Here is a 17151-nt window from a genome sequence, read left to right as displayed (position 1 = left end):
CCTCGTCCGCCCGCTTCAGGTAGACCCGGAACGTGGCCCCGGCGCCGGGCGCGCTCTCGACGGTGATGCAGCCGTCGTGCTGCTTGACGATGCCGTACACGGTCGCGAGGCCGAGGCCGGTGCCCTTGCCCACGTCCTTGGTCGTGAAGAACGGCTCGAAGATGTGGGCCTGGACGTCCGGGTTCATCCCCGAGCCCGTGTCGCTCACCTGGAGCAGCACGTAGGGCCCGGCCGACGCGCCGGGGTTGGCGGCCGCGAAGCCGGCGCCGAGGTCGATGTTCGCCGTCTCGATGCTGAGCCGCCCGCCCTGCGGCATCGCGTCGCGCGCGTTGACGGCCAGGTTGAGGATGATCTGCTCGATCTGCGCCGGGTCCACGAGCACCGCGCCGAGGTTCGGATCGAGCAGCGTGACGAGATCGATGTCCTCGCCGATCAGCCGCTGGAGCATCTGGGCCACGCCGGCGACGATGCCGTTCAGGTCGAGCACCTTCGGCTGGAGCATCTGCTTGCGGCTGAACGCGAGAAGCTGCTTGGTGAGCGTCGCGGCGCGGTCCGCCGTCTTCTTGATCTGCTCGAGGTCGCGGCGGACGGGATCGTCGGGCGGCAGGCGCCGCAGCAGGAGCTCGCTGCGGCCGGTGATGACCGTGAGCAGGTTGTTGAAGTCGTGCGCGATTCCGCCCGCGAGGCGGCCGACCGCCTCCATCTTCTGCGCCTGGCGGAGCTGCTCCTCGCTCTGCCGCAGCGCCTCCTCGGCGCGGCGCCGCTCGGTGACGTCGCGCACCGTCGAGATCACGCCGATGATCCGGCCGTTGGCGTCCAGGAGCGGGCCGTAGCGGCCCGAGACCCAACCCGTCCGGCCGGTCGAGGGCACGGTGTACCGGAAGTCGGGCGACGACACCGTCTCGCCCGCGCGCGCGCGCTCGAGCAGCGCGTAAATGCCCTGCTCGCGCAGGAACGGGAACAGGTCCAGGCAGTACCTCCCGACGACGTCCGCCGCCCGCAGGCCCGTGAGCTCCTCCATGAGTGGATTCCAGACGGTGTAGCGCAGCTCGCGGTCGTACACGATGATGCCCGAGCGTGCGCTCGCGATGACCTGCCGCAGGAACTCGCTCGACTCGCGCAGCGCCTGCTCGGCCCGCTTGCGCTCGGTGATGTCGAGCATGGCGGTCTGGGTGGCGGGCTCGCCGTCCCAGACGATGGACGACACCTGGAGCTCGGCCCAGAGCGGCGTCCCGTCGCGCCGGAGCGCCTGCATCTCGTACCGCGCGGGCGCCAGCTCGCCGCGCGCGCGGGCCGCGGCGTAGCCCTCGATCCGCGCGAGCTCGCGCGGCGCGATCCAGCAGCGCGCGTCGATGCCGATCACCTCGCGCGGGCTCGCGTAGCCCATCATCCTCGCCCACGCGGTGTTGGCGAAGAGCGTGACCCAGTCACGGTGGATGTGGATGCCCTGGATCGAGCCCTCGACGAGCGTGCGGTAGCGCTCCTCGCTCGCCCGGAGCGCCCGCTCGGCGCGCTGGCGCTCGGTCGTGTCGCGGTAGATCACCTGCCAGCCGGTGACCGCGCCCGCGGCGTCGCGCATGACGCTCATGCGCCCCTCGGCGGTGATCTCGGCGTCGTCCCGGCGGACGCCGACGACCTCGAAGGTCGGCGGCACCTTCTCGCCTGCCAGCGCGCGCCGCGCGCGATCCGCGATCGCCGCGACGGACGCGGGCACGAGGAACTCACGGTAGTGGTGCCCGACCAGCTCGTCGCGCGGGTAGCCGAGGGCGCGCTCGGCCTCCGGGTTCACGCCGGTGATCGTGCCGTCGAGCGCGAACGTCACGATCGGGTCGTTCGCGTTCTCGAAGAGGCTCCGGTAGCGCCGCTCGCTCTCGCGCTCGCGCGCGTAGAGCTGGGCGTTGCGGATGGCGATCGCCGCGCCCTCGGCGAGGCGGACCAGCACCGCCTCGTCACAGTCGGTGAAGGGGCGGGGCGCGCGGTTGGCGACGTAGAGGATGCCGACCACGCGCGCCTCGAGCTTGATCGGCACCACCATCGCGGCGACGACGCCCTCGCGGCGGACGACGCGGACGTACTCCTTGCCGAAGCGCGCGTCCTGCGCGTAGTCGTCGGTCCGCACGGCGCGCCCGGTCAGCAGCGCCTGGCCGCCGATCCCCTTGCCCGGCTCGACGGTGAGCATGCGTTCGGACGGGTCGAGCGAGCCGACGCGGTAGCGGCCGGTCACGGCCTCCGCGTCGCCCTCGCGCAGCGCGATCATCGCAGTGTCGCTGCCGGCGAGGTCCTTCGCGCCGTCCGTGATTCGCTGGAGCACGATGTCGAGGTCGAGCGACGCGCTGATCGCCCGCGCGATCTCGGCGCTGAACTCGGTCTCGCGGCGCTGCCGCTCGGCCTCCTCGTAGAGGCGGGCGTTCTGGATCGCGATCGCGGCCTGGTCGGCGAGCAGGCTGGCCAGCTCCTGCTCCTCCTGCGTGATGTCGGCACGCCGGCCGAAGAGGACGATGAGCACGCCGGCGGCCCGCTCCCGCGTCAGCAGCGGGATCGCCGCGCACGCGTGCAGGCCGCCGTTCTCCACGAGCGTCCGGTTCAGCCAGCGCGGGTCGCGCTGGACGTCCTGGATGAACTCGGCCCGGCGCGAGGCGAAGACGGCGCCGGCGACGCCTTGGCCGTAGGCCGGCGCGAAGCCGGCCATGAGCGCGGCCTCCTCCGGCGAGACGCCGAAGCTCGCGTCCGGGCGGAGCACCCCGCGGGCCGGGTCGTCCACGAAGACCCAGGTCATCCGCGCTTTGAGGAGCACCGTCGCGGCCTCGGCGACGCCGCGGAAGACCTCGCCGCTCGTGGTCGCCGAGGTGACGAGGCGCGTGAGCGCGGCGAGGCTCGTGAGCCGCCGGCTGCGCTCCTCGGCGCGCTGGTAGATCTGCGCGTTCTCGAGCGCGACCGCCGCCTGGTCGGCGAAGGCGCCCGCCAGCGCGATCTCGGACGCGTCGAAGGTCCGGCCCTCGACGTCGGCGATCGAGAGGGCGCCGATCGGCCGGCCGCCGATCAGGAGCGGCACGGCGAGGAGGGCGCGGTTCGGGCTCGCGGCGAGGCTCGCCCGCATGTCGGGCGGGTAGACGAGGCGCGCGTCGGTGAGGAGATTGCGCGTTACGATCGGCCCGCCCTCACGGAGCGCGAGCCCGACCGCGCCCGCGCCGGACGGGAAGCTCGCGGGCTGGCCGGCGTCGCGGGCACGCGGCGGCGCGATCGCGACGGACACGAGGGCGCCGGACCGCGGGTCGAGGCCGTAGACGCCCGCCGAGCGCGCGTGGAACAGCGTCACGAGCGCGTCGGCGACCCGCTGCGCGATCACGTCGGGGTCGAGCGAGCGCGTGAGGAGCTGGCCGATGTCGACGCCGGCGGGCGCGGCGCCGGCGCGGACGCGGGGACGCGCGGGCGCGGCGTTCCGCCTCGCCGGACGCTTACGCAATGTCGAACGCCAGGCGGGCGTGCGCGGCGCGGAGCGCGCGCTCGACCGCCTCGGGCGTCTCCGCGCGCGCGAAGATGAAGCCCAGGTACTGCCAGCCCTCGGGCAGCGGCGTGAGCTCCTGGCCCAGGTGCGCGGTCAGCGTGACCTCCTCGACGTCCGGGACCGCGGCGGCGGCGTCGCGGCCGCGCACCTCGGCGAGGCGGCCCGCGCGGGGGATCGGGATCATCATCACGCCCGCGGCGCGGCGCTCGCGCTCGAGCGATTCGATCTTCCAGCCGAGCGCGTGACGGAGGATCAGCTCCTCGAGCGTCATGCCCGTCCCGAAGCGGAGCGTGCGTGAGCAGAGGCCGCCGATCGAGCGCGGCGCGACCTCGAGCACCCACGGGCCCGCCTCGTTTACGCGGAGCTCGGCGTGGATGGGCCCCTCCGTCAGTCCGAGCGCGGCGCAGGCCGCGACCGTCACACGCTCGATCCGCGCCTGCGTGTCGGCGGAGAGCCGCGACGGCGTCACGTAGATCGTTTCCTCGAAGAAGGGCCCGTCGAGCGGGTCCGGCTTGTCGAAGAGCGCGAGCGTCTGGAGCCCGCCCCCCGTCAGCAGACCCTCGAGCGCGACCTCGCGGCCCGGCACGAACGCCTCGACGAGCAGGTGCTCGGCCGCCTTGCCGGACACGCCCGCGTCGTCGCCGCGCAGGATCGCGGCGACGCGGCGGAACGCGGCGACGAAGCCCGTGGGGTCGTCGGCGCGGATCACGCCGCGGCTCGCGGACAGCGCGAGCGGCTTGAGGACGCACGGGTAGGCGACGTCCGCCGCGACGCGCGCGGGGTCGTCGGCGAGCCGCACGAGGCGGAAGCGGGGCACGGGGACGCCGGCGGCGGCGAGGCGCTCGCGCATCTCGTGCTTGTCGCGGGCGGCGTGGACCGCCGCCGGGGCGCTCGCCTTGAGGCCGAGGCGCGCGGCGATCGCGGCCGCGGCCTCCGCCGTGCGATCATCCACGCCGACGACCGCGTCGAGGCGCCGCGCGCTGGCGAAGCGGGCGACGGCCGCCGCGGCGGCGGCCGGGCGGTCGAAGTCCAGGGTGATCAGGCTCTCGGGCGCGTGCGCCTCGAGCGTGCTGGGACGCTCGGACGCGCACACGAGGTCGACGCCGAGCGTGCGGGCGGCGTCCACGAAGGCCTGGGTGCGATAGGTGGTGGTCGGGAGGAGGAGGAGCACCCGGTCCATCGAGGGGCGCCGGGCCGGCGCGCGGGCTAGGCTTTGCCCGGCGTGTAGTAAGGGTTGGCGCCGGCGGCGTGGTCGGTCGTGTCCAGGACCTCCACGACCTCGGGGAGCTCTTCCTTGATCAGCCGCTCGATCCCCGCCTTCAGCGTGACGTCCGCGGCGCCGCAGCCCTGACAGCCGCCGCCCATCTGGAGATAGACGCGGTTGTCCTGCACGTCGATGAGCTCGACGAAGCCGCCGTGGCCGGCGACCGCCGGGTTGATCATCGTGTCGATCAGCTCCTGGACCTTTTGCTTGAGATCGTCGCTCATGGCTCCACCTCTACACCGGTACTGTACCCGAAAGTCCGCTCAAGGCCAACTGGCCCTCGGTGGGCTCCGCTCAGCAGAACCAGGGCTCGGTGAGCCGCGGCGGCCGCTCGCGCTCGGGCCGCGGCGCGACCGCGGCGCGCGACGGCGCGCCGGCCGTCTCGTCGGCGAGCCGCCAGATGCGGTCGAACGTCGCGGCGGGGTCCTCGCGCCGGTCGGCGGCCTCCGCGACGAGCGCGGCGACGGCGCCGGCGAGCCTGTCCATGCGCGGGTCCGGATGCGTCCAGCGATGGTGGAAGGCGTCCGCGACCAGCGGCCCGAGGTGCGGCGCGAGGGCGGGGCTCTCGAGGAGGAGGGAGCCCGGCGGCACGAGGAGCCGGATCGAGTACTGCACGGGATCGATGGCGTCGACGAGCCCCTCGTCCTCGACGAAGTCGAGGAGCTCGCGATAGTCGTCGAGCGTCGTCCACGGCGTGAAGGGCACCCACGTCGGCCGCGGCGCGATGCCGGCGTCGCGGACCGCGCGGAGCGCGGCGACGACGTCCGCGCGCGTGTGGCCCTTGGCGAGGTGCGCGAGCACCGTGTCGCTCAGGGACTCGGCGGCCGTGACGGCGAAGATGCAGCCGAGGCGGGCGAGCTCGGGGAGCCGGTCGCGGTGGCGCAGCAGGTGCTCCACCTTCGCGGTGACGTCGAAGGTGACGCTCGGGAACTCGGCGTGGAGCGCCCGCGCCACGCGGAGCGCGTGGCCCGGGCCGTTCAGGAAGTCGGGATCGCCGAACGTGACGTGGGTCGCGCCGGCCGCGACCTGCTGGCGGACGTCCGCGAGCACGACCGCCTCCGGCACGACGAAGAAGCGCCCGCCGTAGACGGGGGGGATCGGGCAGTGGCGGCAGAGGTGCTTGCAGCCGCGGCTCGCTTCCACGTAGCCCGCCAGCTCGAGGCGGCCGCCCTTCTCGACGTGCGCGTAGCGCTTGAGCGCGGGGAGCCCCGCGCGGCTCGGCACGGGGAAGTCGAGCTTCGCGAGGATGGGTCGGGGCCGGGCGGTCGCGCGCGGCTCGCGCTCGAGCCGCCCCGCGAGGTCCACGAGGGCGCTCTCGACCTCGCCCGAGAGCACCGAGTCGGCGCCGTGGGCGAGGAGGTGGCCCGCGTTGAGGCTCGCGTAGAGCCCGTAGAAGGCGACGTGGCAGCGGGGGTTCGCCGCCCGCACGCGCGCGGCGACCCCGGCGCCCAGGCGCAGCGCCGTGTGCATCGGCACCGAGATCGCGACGAGCCGCGCGCGCGCGACCCGCTCAGCGTCGAAGGGCTCGACGGAGAGGTCCAGGACCGCGGGCGCGTACCCGGCGCGCTCGAGGAACGCCGCCGGCCACGCGACGGCGAGCGGCTGGTGGCCGAGCTCGTAGCAGGCGACGAGCAGGATCGCGCCGGGCTCTCTCACGCGCCCAGTGTATCCCGCGTGATATGGTGGGGGCGCTGGTCAACCCCGAGGAGGAGCGAGTCCATGCCCGTCAAGATCACCGTGCGTCCCAACGGTCCGAACGTGGTCGAGGGCGAGGTCGAGGTGTACGACGCCTCCGGCAAGAAGCTCGACACGGGCGGCAGGCCGACGATCGCGCTCTGCCGCTGCGGCGGCTCGAGCAACAAGCCGTTCTGCGACGGGACGCACAACAAGATCGCCTTCAAGGCCTCGTAGGCGCGGCGGCGCGCGGCGCTACTGCGGCGTCGCGCCCGGCTCGACGTCGGTCAGGAGCGTCCAATCGTCGGGCGGCGTGGACTCGGGACGCACGCCGGCCGGCGACGTGACGGTCCGGCCGCGGCTCGGCGAGAACCACTCCCAGACACCCGGCTGAGCGCCCGTGTCCTGCGCCTCGCCGATGTCGGGGCCGGAGGCGCCGGTCGCCTCGCGGTCGGTCTTGCGCTGGCGCTTGGCCTCCTGCTTGGCCTTCTGGAGGTCGGCCCGCCGCCGGCGCTCGAAGCCGTAGTGCCCGCCCCGGCTCACACGCTCACCATGCGGAGCATCGTACTCCCGTCGGCGCGCCGCCGGCGTCCGAAAACTGGACGCGCCGCTAGAAGCAGTAGAGCCTCCCGGACCGGACCGTGCACAGGGGTGTCGTGGAGATCGGGTACCGCGTCGGCGCGCGCTCGAGAGCGCGTCGCGCGTCCTCCGCCTCGCGCTCGAGCTCGGCCTCGTCCTCGAGGCTCGCCGCGACGAACGTCCGCATCGCCTCCGTCACCGCCGGGTCGCCGCGCAGCAGCCGGAGCGCCTCCTCCGCCCGCGCCGCGCTCCGGCGGCCACGCGCGGCGTTCGCGTACGCCGTGAGGTGCTCGTCCGCGGGCCCGAGGTCGCCCCGCCGCAGGTGGGCGAGCCCGAGGTAGAGCCGCACGCCGGCGTCGCCGGGCGCGCGCTCCCGCGCGCGGTCGAGCGTCGCGATCGCCTCGTCGTACGCGCCGAGCTTGTACCGGGCGACGCCGAGGCCGATCAGCGCGTCCAGCCGGTCGGGCCGCTGGGCCAGTGCTTCCTCGAAGCGCGTGGACGCCTCGACGTAGCGACCCTGGCGCGCGGCGGCGACGCCCTCGGTGTAGGCCGTGGCGCAGCCCGCGAGGAGGACGGCGAGGACGGCCAGGCCCGGGGCGACGCGACGGCACCGCATGGCTCGTCTCAGGCCGGCGTGATCCTGACGAGGACCGATGCCTTCGTCGCGAGCCGCTTCGCGATCAGGCGGCCCATAAAGAGCGGGACGACGATCGGGTACTTGCGCCGGTACGCGGCCAGCACCAAGCGCTCGAGGTCGGGACGGTCGTCCACCCACTCGGCGAACCCGTCGAACGCGGGGCCGTCCGGCGCGCCGAGGGCGACGCGTACGCGCCCGGTCCCCCGGATCCGGCGCGACTTGAGGCTCGCGCGGAGCGTCGTGAAGTAGAGGACGCCGTCCTTGACCATGAACCAGGTCGGCACGGTGCCCGAGCGGCCAGACGCCGCGTACGTCGTGAGGTACATCCGCTTCGCGGTGCCGAGCGCCCGCGCCACGGCCGCGTCCACGCGGTCGATCATATCAGCGCGCTCGCGCCGTCGGGTCGCCCGCCTACCACTTCGCGTCGCGGACGCCCAGCCAGTAGCCGATGTGGTTCACCAGGATGTGGCCGGCGAAGCTCAGCGCGAGCACGATCACCACGTCGGTCCACGCGAGCGCCGCGCGGGGCCAGACGAAGAGCAGCGCGCCCACGACGAAGTCGAGCTGATCGAACGGGATCCAGGTCCCGCCCGGCGCGACGCCGCGCCGGCGCTTGAAGAAGCTCTTCACGGTGTCGCCCAGCATCGCGCCCGTGCCCATGCGCACGCCGAGGTCGAGCCAGCCGCCGTAGTCGGCGATCGTGCCGCCCCAGCCGAGGCGCGACTGGAGGAACGCGACGAGGACGGCGGCGAAGACTCCCGCCACGAAGCCGACCACCGTCTTGTGGCTCCCGAGCCAGCGCGGGCTGATCGGCCGGTTCCAGCCCTTCCAGTACCGGACGAAGGGAGGCGCCATGTTCGCGACGTAGGCGGGCACCATGAAATAGAGGAGCTCGAGGACGCGCACTCGCAGAGGATACTATCCGAGAAGGAGGGTGCCGTGGGGTTCCTCATCCGGGTGCTCGTCAACGGGTTCGCGATCTACCTCGTCGCCCAGATCGTGCCGGGCATCACCGTCAATGGCGTGCTCGCCGCGCTGGGCGCGGGCCTCGTCCTCGGCCTGATCAACGCGGTCGTCCGGCCGATCCTGATCCTGCTCACCCTGCCCGTGACGCTCGTCACGCTCGGGCTCTTCCTCTTCGTGCTCAACGCCTTCTGTCTCTGGCTCACCGCCCAGCTGGTGCGAGGCTTCGAGGTCCACGGCTTCTGGGCGGCGCTCTTCGGCTCCCTGCTGGTGAGCGTCGTCAGCTGGACCCTGAGCGCGTTCGTCAGCGACGGCGGGCGGATCGTCGTGATCACACGCCGCGACGTGATCACCCGCCGGGGCTAGAGCCCGCCGCCGGGCCGCCGGTCCCCCTGGTTAGTCGCTCGCCAATCCGGCTGGTAAGAAACCATGCGGGGACCTCAGGGTTCTACCTGAGCCTGTCCCGAAATCGAGTGAATTCAGTCTGTTGGGCTCTGTTTCCGGATTGGTATCCACTTTGCGTTGACCTCCTCCCAGGAGGTTCACGACGATGATCAGCACGGTGGTCAGATCGCTCGCACGAGTGCCCGTTCCGCTGAGGAGCCTCGCTGTGTGCGTGGCCTGCGAAGAGTGCTTCGAGCTCGGCGAGCCCACGTGCCCGTCCTGCGGCAGCGACGAGTACGTGCCGCTGCTCCATCTGCTCGAAGGAAGGATCCTCAACCTGACAGGGCTCAATTGATGATCCCGGGTCGCTTCATGGCGCTCGTCGCCGCGCTGCTGCTCGTCGCAGCGGCGCTCGTGCCGATCGCCTGGGCCGGCGAGCCCGCCGACCAGCTCTCCGCGCAGATCGCCCTGGTGCTCAAGGTCGTGGACGACCCCGAGCTCCGGAAGCCGGGCCGCGAGCACGAGCGGCGGCAGGCGCTCCTGGGCGTCGCGCGCGAGATCCTGGACATCGAGGAGTTCAGCCGGCGCACCCTCGGGCGTCACTGGGAGGCGCGCACGGCGGCCGAGCGCGAGGAATTCATGCAGCTCTTCGGCGACCTCCTCGAGCGCCTCTACATCGGCAAGCTCGAAACCTACAGCGACGAGAAGATCATGTTCCTCGGCGACACCACCGAGGGTGACCTGGCCACGGTGCAGACGAAGATCGTCACGAAGCAGGGCACCGAGATCCCCGTCGAGTACCGCATGCTCCAGCGGGGCGACCGCTGGCGCGCGTGCGACGTCGTGATCGGTGGGATCAGCTTGGTCGCCAACTACCGCGCCCAGTTCGACAAGATCATCCGCCGCACCTCCTACCAGCAGCTGGTGAAACAGGTCCGCGAAAAGCAGTAGAATCCCCTGCATGTGGCAGGGGAGCGTCGTCTCGATCCATCTGGCACCCAAGGCCGCCGCGCCCATGGAGTCCGTCACCGAGGCGCGCGCGGTGCCCGGGCGCGGGCTCGCCGGTGACCGCTACTTCCTGGGCACGGGCCTCTACTCGTCGAAGCCGAGCCATGGCGGGCGCGAGGTGACCCTCATCGAGGTCGAGGCGGTGCGGGCGCTCCTCGACGGCGTCCAGAACGCCGAGGGCCACCGCCTCGGCATCAAGCTCTCGCCGGCCGAGACCCGACGGAACATCGCGACCGCCGGCGTTCCGCTCAACCACCTCGTGGACCGCGAGTTCTGGGTAGGGCCCGTCCTCATGGTCGGCACGCGCCTCTGCGAGCCTTGCAAGCACCTCGAGGGCCTCACCCAGCAGGGAGTGATGGGCGGGCTGATCCATCGGGGGGGCCTCCGCGCGCGGATCCTCAACGAGGGCGTGATCCGCGTCGGTGACGCCGTCGGGCCGAAGCCGGACTGAGCTCGAATGGGAGGCGCTCCATGAACGGTGCGAGGTTCCCCAGGTGGCTGATGCTCGCGGGCCTGATCCTGACGCTGGTGGGCGCGATCAACGTGCTGAGCCACGCGCTGGCGCTGCCGCGGTACTGGACTCCGCTCCTGGTCGGCCTCGCGCTGCTCGCGACCGGCGCGCTCTGGTCGGTCGTCTGCCGCAAGTCCGGGACCTCCTAGCCCGCCGGCCCGCCGCGCGCGGCTACGGCGCCCGGTAGCTGATCCGGTAGATCGCGTCGTCCGTCGAGAGGAAGAGCGCGCCGTCCGCCGCCACCTGCAACCCGACCGGCCGCCCGAACGTGACGCCGGCGCGCCGCCAGCCCGTCGCGAAGTCCTCGACGGGGCCGCTCGGCCGCCCGTCGCGGAAGGGCACGCGCACGAGCTTGTAGCCCGTCGGCACGGTGCGGTTCCACGAGCCGTGATAGGCGACGAAGAGGCTCCCGCGGTACTCGGGCGGGAACTGCCGGCCCGTGTAGAAGGCGAGGCCGAGCGGCGCCGAGTGGGCCTGGATCTCGAGCGTCGGGAGCGTCATCCGCCGGCACTGCTCCCTGCTCCCCGCGAACTCCGGATCCGCGACGACCTTGCCGTGGTCCGCGAAGCAGTCGGGCCAGCCGTAGAAGCCCTCCTTCACCGCCGTGATGTAGTCGGGCGGGAGGTCGTCGCCGCGCCAGTCACGCTCGTTCACCGTCGCCCAGAGCTCGCCCGTGCCCGGCTGGAAGGCGAGCCCCACCGCGTTCCGGAGGCCCGTCGCGAAGATGTGCTCGCCCGAGCCGTCGGCCTCGTAGCGCACGACCGCGGCGCGCCGCGGGTCCCGCTCGCGGCACACGTTGCACGACGACCCGACCGAGACGTAGAGCCGGCCGTCGGGGCCGAAGGCGAGCGTCCGCGTCCAGTGGCCGCCGCGCGGCGGAATGCTCGGGACGACGAGCGCGGGGTCGCTCGTGCGCCGGCTCGCCGGATCGTAGCGGAAGCGCCGGACGCTCCCGGTCTCCGCGACGTAGAGCCAGCCGTCCTTGAACGCGAGACCGTGCGGGAGATCGAGCCCCGCGACGACCGTGACGACGTGGTCGGCGCGCCCATCGCGGTCCGTGCCCGGGAGCGCGACGACGCGGCCCTCGCGCGGCGTCGAGACGAGCAGCGTGCCCGCGGGGTCGAGCGTCATGAAGCGCGTGGCGCCGAAGCCCTTGGCGTAGAGGTCGATCCTGAAGCCGGGCGGCAGCGTGATCCGCGCCGGCTCGTCGGCCGCCGCGGCGGCTGCGAGGAGCAGGAGAAGCGCGCCGAGGACCGGGCGGGTCAGCGTCCCTGCCACCGCGCCTTGCGCTTGTCGAGGAACGCCCGGACGCCCTCGTGGAAGTCCTGGCTCAAGTGGCAGGAGAGGATCAGGTCCTCGAGGCTCCCCGGCGACCGGGCGGCGAGGAGCCGTCGCGTCGCCTCCTTCGTCGCCGCCAGCGTGAGCGGGGCGTGCTCGGCGATCCGGCCGGCGAGCTCGCGCGTCCGCGCGGCGAGGGCGTCGGCCGGGTGGACTTCGTCCACGAGGCCGACCGCCCGCGCCTCGGCCGCCTCCAGCAGACGCGCGGTCAGGATCAGCTCTCGCGCCCGCACCGGCCCGACGGTCGCGACGAGGAGCGCCAAGCTCTCGGGCGCGAGGAAGTTGCCGAGCGTACGCGCGACCGGCGCGCCCAGGCGGGCGTGCAACGCCGCGAGCCGGAGGTCGCACGCGAGCGCCATGAACAGGCCGCCGCCGACCGCGTCGCCCGGAGCATCGCGAGGGTCGGCTTGCGCATCCCCGCGATCCGCGAGAGGACGCGGCCGATCCGCGCCTCGTAGCCAAGCGCGTCCTCGCGCGTCTCGAAGGCGAGGAACTGGCGGATGTCGGTGCCGCTCGCGAACGCGCGGTCGCCGGCGCCCGTCAGGATCACGACGCGCACGGCGGCGTCGCGGTCGAGGCGGTCGCAGGCGTCGTGGAGCGCGTCGTACATCTCGAAGGTCATCGCGTTGCGCGCCTCGGGCCGGTTGAGGGTGACGGTGGCGACGGGGCCGTCCTGCTCGAGCAGGAGCTCGCTCATGGCCGGCGGGGCGCGACGGCGAGGCCCCAGTCTCGGAGGTCCTCGTCGAGCTGCGCCCGGCGACGCTCGGCCTGACGGCGGTCCTCGGCGGACGTGCCCGGCGGCTGGCGCCGCTCGCCCTGCCGCCGGTCGAGGATCACCTGGATCGTCCGCGCGTCGGACAGCTCCTGCGCGAGGAAGTCGTAGAGGTCGGTGTTCGCCCGCGCCACGATGAAGAGGTGGCCGAGCTCGGCCACCTCGGTCTCGCCCCACTGGCTCGACGCGCGCATGTTGAGCTCGCCGAGGAGCGCCTCGCCGGCCGCGCGGTGCCGGCGGGCGTCGGGCGCAGCACCGAGCGCCGCGCACAGGCGGCTCGCCCCGAGGTGGATCTCGGCGCTGAGCGGCCGGAGCCCGAGCTCGCGCGCGAGGGCGAGGGCGGCGGCGTAGCGCGCGTGCGCCTCCTCGGCCCACGCGGGGACGCTGCGGGCGGCGATGTCGCCGAGCAGCGCCAACGCCGCGGCCTCCTGGCCGCGCTCGCCGCCGGCCGTCGCCAGCTCGAGCGCCTCCTCGGCGGCGACGCGCGCGCGTGCGTGCTGGGCGGCGGCCAGATAACCCTCGGCGAGGTTCGTGATCCACGAGGGTAAATAGGCCCGGATGCCGAGCTCGCGGCTCAGGCGCACGGCGTCCTCGAGGAGGCTCAACCCTTCGGGCACGTGGCCCATCCGGACGAAGGCCAGGCCGAGCAGCGACGAGGGGATCGGCTGCCAGACCGTCAGGCGCTTGCGCCGGCACGCCTCCAAGCTGCGCTCGAGGGGCAGGACGGCCCGCGCCAGGTGGCCGTGCCGGATCGAGACGAGGCCGGCGATGGTCCACGCGATCGTCTGGCTGTAGGCGTGCGGCGTTCCCTCGGCGGCGAGGAGGGCGCGCCCGACGGCGGCGTAGGCGGCCTCGAACTCGCCCCGATCGGCCAGGCTCATCGCCAGCCACGCGCACGAGGCGACGTACGAGGTGCCGGCGCGCGCCTCGTCGAGCGCCTCGACGTTCTCGAGGAGGATCCGCTCGGCCCCCGCGTGGTCGCCGAGCGCGTGCCGGCTCTGGCCGATGTACTGCCGCGCGAGGGCCTGGAGCGCGACGTCGTTCATGGTCCGGCCGACGGCGAGGCAGCGCTCGCCGTACTCGATGGCGAGGGCGGTCTCGCCCTTCAAGTAGTGATGGTTGACGAGGTAGGCGTAGACGCGGGCGAGCCGCTGCTCGTCACCGAGCTCTCGCGCGATCCGCTCGGCCTCGCGCGAGACGGCGAGCACCTCGTCGAGGCGGCCGAGCTGGAGGAGCGGCGGCCGCATGTCGAGCCGGATGTCGATCGCCTGCTCGATCGTCGTCCGGGTCTGCGGGAGGCGGCCGACGGCGTGGAGGGCGGCGCCGGAGGCCCGGACGGCCTCGAGGTTCGCCGACCGCGCCACCGCCCGCGCCGCGACCTGGCGGTTGTAGACCGCGGCCTTCGCCCACACCTCGCCGGTGGTCGCGTGGTAGGCGAGCTGGTCGAGGTGGTTCGGGAGGCGGTCGCGGTGGACCGTCTCGATCGCCTCGACGATGCGCGCGTGGAGCGCCCGGCGCTGCTCCCGGAGCAGGCTCGCGTACGCGACGTCGCGCGCGAGCACGTTCCTGAACCGGTACTCGATGTCGGGGAAGAGCCGGGTCTCGTCGAGGAAGCCCCGGGCCACGAGCTCGCCGAGCGTGCTCCGGAGCGCGTCCGCAGGGCGCTCGGCGATCGCCTCGAGGAGCGCCAGGGGGACGTCGACGCCGATGACCGACGCCGATTGGAGCAGGACCTTCTGCTCGTGGGGCAGCCGGTCGATCCGGGCGGCGAGCACCGCCTGGACCGTCGCCGGCACCTGGAGGCCGTCGAGGTCGCTCGCCAGGCGATAAGCGCCGCGCTCGCCGGCCAGCGCCTTGGTCTCGGCGAGCGTCCTGACGATCTCCTCGAGGTAGAACGGGTTGCCCTGGCTCCGCTCGACCAAGAGCCGCCGGAGCGGCGCGAGCGATCGGTCGGCGCCGAGCAGGGCCTGCAGGAGTTCCTCGGCGCTCGCCGGCTCGAGCGGCGCGATCGCGACTTCGCTGAAGCCGGGACGACTGCGCCAGTCGTGCTCGAACTCCGGCCGGTAGTCGAGGAGGAGCATGAGACGCGCCCCGAGGACGCGCTCGAGCAGGCTGTCGAGCACGGCCTGGGTCTCGGCGTCCGCCCACTGGAGGTTCTCGAAGACGAGGAGCAGGGGCTGCCGGTCGCTCTCCCTGAGGATCATGCGCGTCAGCGCATCGAGGATCCGCCGCCGGCGCTCGCGGGCGTCGAGGGCGCGGAACGGGTCGTCTTCCGGCAGCGCGTCGAGCAGCGACAGGATCGGGGCAACCGCGTCGTCCAGCTCGGAGTCGAGCCCGAGGAGCTTCGCCGCCGCCTTCCTCGCGGTCTCCAAGGTCCCGTCGGCGTCGTCGAGCTCGAAGTGCTTCCGGAGGAGCTCGATGATCGGCAGGTACGAGGTCATCTGCTCGTAGAGGACCGAGCTCGACTCGAGGACCCGCCAGTCGCGGGTGTCCGACGACTGCACGAGCTCGTAGACGAGCCGCGTCTTGCCGACGCCGGGGTCCGCGGTGACCGCCGCCATCTGGCCGCGGCCGGCGTGCGCCGCCGCGAGGATCTCCTGGAGCCGTGCGAGCTCCGCCCGGCGGCCGACGAACCGGGTGAGCCGGCGGGCCGCGGCCGACTTCAGAATCGAGCGCGACGTGACGGCGCCGACGAGCTCGTGGACCTCGAGCGGCGCGTCGAGGCCCCTGACCGGCCGCGGCCCGAGGGGGCTCGCGCGGATCGCCCATTCGGCCAGTCGGAGCGTCCACGGGGTGATGAGGATCGTCCCCGGCGCCGCCATCTGCTCCATCCTGGCGGCGAGGTGCGTCGTCTGGCCGACCGCCGTGTAGTCCATGTGGAGGTCGCTGCCGATCGAGCGTACGAGGACCTCGCCCGAGTTGAGGCCGACCCGGATTCGGACGCTCGTGCCCTCGAGGCGCTGGATCTCGTCGGCCCAGCGGGTCACGCTCGCCTGCATACGGAGCGCCGCGTAGCAGGCGCGCACCGCGTGGTCCTCGTGCGCGAGCGGCGCGCCGAAGAGCGCCATGATCCCGTCGCCCATCACCTGGTTCACCGTGCCCTCGTAGCGGTGGACGGCCTCCATCATCCGCTCGAGGACGGCGTCGAGGAGCCGGCGCGCCTCCTCGGGGTCGCGGTCGGCGAGCAGCTCCATCGAGCCCTTGAGGTCGGCGAAGAGGACGGTCACCTGCTTGCGCTCGCCTTCGAGCGCCTCACGCGACGTCAGGATCTTCTCGGCGAGGTGCCGCGGCGTGTAGGCGCTCGGCGCGGGGGCCGGCGCGGCGTCGAGCCGCGCGCCGCAGGCATTGCAGAACCGGGCGCCCTCCGGATTCGCCTGTCCGCAGCCCGCGCACTTCATGGCGGGAAGCTTAACCGAGTCGGCGGCGCGCGGCTACGGACCCCGGCCGGGGCCGCCGCGGGGCCCCGAACAGCGGTTTCGCATTGACTTCGCTTCGGGACTGTCGTTACGATCGAGTTCGATGACGGACGGTACGTGCCCGTCGTGATGCGACTCCGAAGATCGAGTCGCTGCTTCTGACGGTGTTCGACGGTCCGCCGGTCTCTTCGGACCCCGCGGGCTTCCACGGTACTCCCCCCTTCAGCCGAGCCAGCCGCACGACCAAGCGCAGCGCGCGCGCGAGCGCGCGTCCCGACGAGGAGGCGAATGCTCCACTTCACGATTGACGGGTTCCAGGGGTTCCGCTCCCGCTTCGACCACGTCCCGCTGATCCAGGAGGTGCTCGAGGAGATCCCCGTGCAGCTCGGGCTCACGCCCGTGATGCCGGCCTTCGTGCTCCCCTACTACAACGGGGTCGTCGCGGAGGACTGCGGGGTCAGCGCGTTCCTCTTCCTCGGGGGCGGCCACTTCACCCTGCACACCTTCTCGTTCCGGGAGGCGTACTTCGCCGACCTGGTCGCGCCCGAGCCGTTCGACGCCGACCGGCTCCGCACCGTGCTCCAGGCCGTCTTCCCCTGCGAGACGACGTCGGTCCAGACGGTCGAGCGCACCAAGATGAAGGACACGGAGCCCGACACGGAGGCGGACTTCGGCCCGCACCTCTTCCTCAACATCGACGCCTACCAGGGCCCGCAGAGCATGGACACCCTCTTCGCCGCGTTCGACCGGCTGCCGCGCACCATCGGCATGACGCCGATCATGCGCCCCTACGTCATCCGCGACACGCTCGGCGATGGGCGGCGGGTGCTCTCGGCCCTCACGATGATCGCGGAGAGCCACGTGAGCCTGCACGTCTTCCCCGACGAGGAGCGCGCCTACTTCGACATCTTCTCGTGCCGGTTCTTCGACCGCGACCAGGTGGTGCCGCAGCTCAAGGCGTGCTTCCCCGGCGGCACCGTCCACGAGGCGCTGATCGCGCGGGGCAGCCGTTACCGTTACCTCCGGACCGAGCGCGCCGAGGAGCACGCCAGGTCACGCGCCTGGCTCGCCGGCCGGTAATCCTCGCCGTCCGAGGCGAG

Annotated in this window: 17 protein-coding genes and 1 pseudogene; 7 read left to right on the top strand and 11 right to left on the bottom strand. The window is 73.1% G+C overall.

Annotated elements, in window-relative coordinates; genetic code table 11:
* The 4 genes from VKG64_19025 to VKG64_19010 all read right to left on the bottom strand — a co-directional run.
* A partial coding sequence (locus tag VKG64_19025; GenBank protein HKB27134.1) for a PAS domain S-box protein occupies positions 1–3463 on the bottom strand: 3463 nt, incomplete at its 3' end.
* A complete protein-coding gene (locus VKG64_19020; GenBank protein HKB27133.1) occupies positions 3456–4685 on the bottom strand; it encodes an ATP-grasp domain-containing protein in 1230 nt (409 codons plus the stop codon). The genes VKG64_19025 and VKG64_19020, both read right to left, overlap by 8 nt.
* 26 nt (positions 4686–4711) lie before the next feature.
* Positions 4712–4993 (bottom strand): NifU family protein, encoded by a 282-nt coding sequence (locus tag VKG64_19015; protein HKB27132.1) that lies wholly within the window; start codon positions 4991–4993, stop codon positions 4712–4714.
* Positions 4994–5063: 70 nt separating this feature from the next.
* Positions 5064–6425, bottom strand: coding sequence for a CUAEP/CCAEP-tail radical SAM protein (locus VKG64_19010; GenBank protein HKB27131.1), 1362 nt, complete (start codon positions 6423–6425; stop codon positions 5064–5066).
* 63 nt (positions 6426–6488) lie between these two features.
* Between VKG64_19010 and VKG64_19005 the strand changes: the two genes are divergently transcribed.
* On the top strand, positions 6489–6680 hold the full coding sequence (locus tag VKG64_19005; protein ID HKB27130.1) for a CDGSH iron-sulfur domain-containing protein: 192 nt from the start codon (positions 6489–6491) through the stop codon (positions 6678–6680).
* Positions 6681–6698: 18 nt separating this feature from the next.
* On the opposite strand, the gene VKG64_19000 is transcribed toward VKG64_19005, so the two are convergent.
* The 4 genes from VKG64_19000 to VKG64_18985 all read right to left on the bottom strand — a co-directional run bounded on the left by VKG64_19000 (position 6699) and on the right by VKG64_18985 (position 8565).
* Positions 6699–6986, bottom strand: coding sequence for a hypothetical protein (locus VKG64_19000; protein ID HKB27129.1), 288 nt, complete (start codon positions 6984–6986; stop codon positions 6699–6701).
* Between the two features lie 67 nt (positions 6987–7053).
* A complete protein-coding gene (locus VKG64_18995) occupies positions 7054–7638 on the bottom strand; it encodes a tetratricopeptide repeat protein (protein ID HKB27128.1) in 585 nt (194 codons plus the stop codon).
* An 8-nt stretch (positions 7639–7646) separates the two neighbouring features.
* Positions 7647–8039: a hypothetical protein gene (locus VKG64_18990; protein ID HKB27127.1), complete on the bottom strand. Its 393-nt coding sequence runs from the start codon at positions 8037–8039 to the stop codon at positions 7647–7649.
* 31 nt (positions 8040–8070) lie between these two features.
* Entirely contained in the window at positions 8071–8565 is a 495-nt protein-coding gene (locus VKG64_18985) for a CDP-archaeol synthase (GenBank protein HKB27126.1), read from the bottom strand.
* 33 nt (positions 8566–8598) lie between these two features.
* On the opposite strand from VKG64_18985, the gene VKG64_18980 reads away from it, so the two are divergent.
* From VKG64_18980 to VKG64_18960, 5 genes are all read left to right on the top strand, one after another.
* Complete coding sequence (locus VKG64_18980; GenBank protein HKB27125.1) at positions 8599–8988, top strand: phage holin family protein; 390 nt, start codon at positions 8599–8601, stop codon at positions 8986–8988.
* A 250-nt stretch (positions 8989–9238) separates the two neighbouring features.
* Positions 9239–9361 carry a hypothetical protein gene (locus VKG64_18975; GenBank protein ID HKB27124.1) on the top strand — a complete coding sequence of 41 codons (123 nt, stop codon included), beginning with the start codon at positions 9239–9241 and terminating at the stop codon, positions 9359–9361.
* Positions 9361–9957, top strand: coding sequence for an ABC transporter substrate-binding protein (locus VKG64_18970; protein ID HKB27123.1), 597 nt, complete (start codon positions 9361–9363; stop codon positions 9955–9957). Before VKG64_18975 ends, VKG64_18970 begins: the two co-directional genes overlap by 1 nt.
* Positions 9958–9967: 10 nt before the next feature.
* A complete protein-coding gene (locus VKG64_18965) occupies positions 9968–10465 on the top strand; it encodes an MOSC domain-containing protein (GenBank protein ID HKB27122.1) in 498 nt (165 codons plus the stop codon).
* A 20-nt stretch (positions 10466–10485) separates the two neighbouring features.
* Positions 10486–10674: a hypothetical protein gene (locus VKG64_18960; GenBank protein ID HKB27121.1), complete on the top strand. Its 189-nt coding sequence runs from the start codon at positions 10486–10488 to the stop codon at positions 10672–10674.
* Positions 10675–10696: 22 nt separating this feature from the next.
* On the opposite strand, the gene VKG64_18955 is transcribed toward VKG64_18960, so the two are convergent.
* The 3 genes and pseudogenes from VKG64_18955 to VKG64_18945 form a co-directional block, all read right to left on the bottom strand.
* On the bottom strand, positions 10697–11803 hold the full coding sequence (locus tag VKG64_18955; GenBank protein HKB27120.1) for a PQQ-dependent sugar dehydrogenase: 1107 nt from the start codon (positions 11801–11803) through the stop codon (positions 10697–10699).
* Positions 11788–12473: pseudogene (locus VKG64_18950) on the bottom strand (enoyl-CoA hydratase). Before VKG64_18950 ends, VKG64_18955 begins: the two are co-directional and overlap by 16 nt.
* Positions 12474–12556: 83 nt before the next feature.
* Positions 12557–16033 (bottom strand): adenylate/guanylate cyclase domain-containing protein, encoded by a 3477-nt coding sequence (locus VKG64_18945; GenBank protein HKB27119.1) that lies wholly within the window; start codon positions 16031–16033, stop codon positions 12557–12559.
* Between the two features lie 306 nt (positions 16034–16339).
* Here VKG64_18945 and VKG64_18940 point away from each other — a divergent pair, with 306 nt between their 5' ends.
* On the top strand, positions 16340–17131 hold the full coding sequence (locus tag VKG64_18940) for an S-adenosylmethionine decarboxylase (protein HKB27118.1): 792 nt from the start codon (positions 16340–16342) through the stop codon (positions 17129–17131).
* Positions 17132–17151 lie beyond the last annotated feature (20 nt).

It is taken from the genome of Candidatus Methylomirabilota bacterium (assembly GCA_035260325.1).
Classification (GTDB): Bacteria; Methylomirabilota; Methylomirabilia; order Rokubacteriales; family CSP1-6; genus AR19.
The sequence above is the reverse complement of the archived record's forward strand: the minus strand, read 5'-3'. Positions and strand labels throughout refer to the sequence as shown.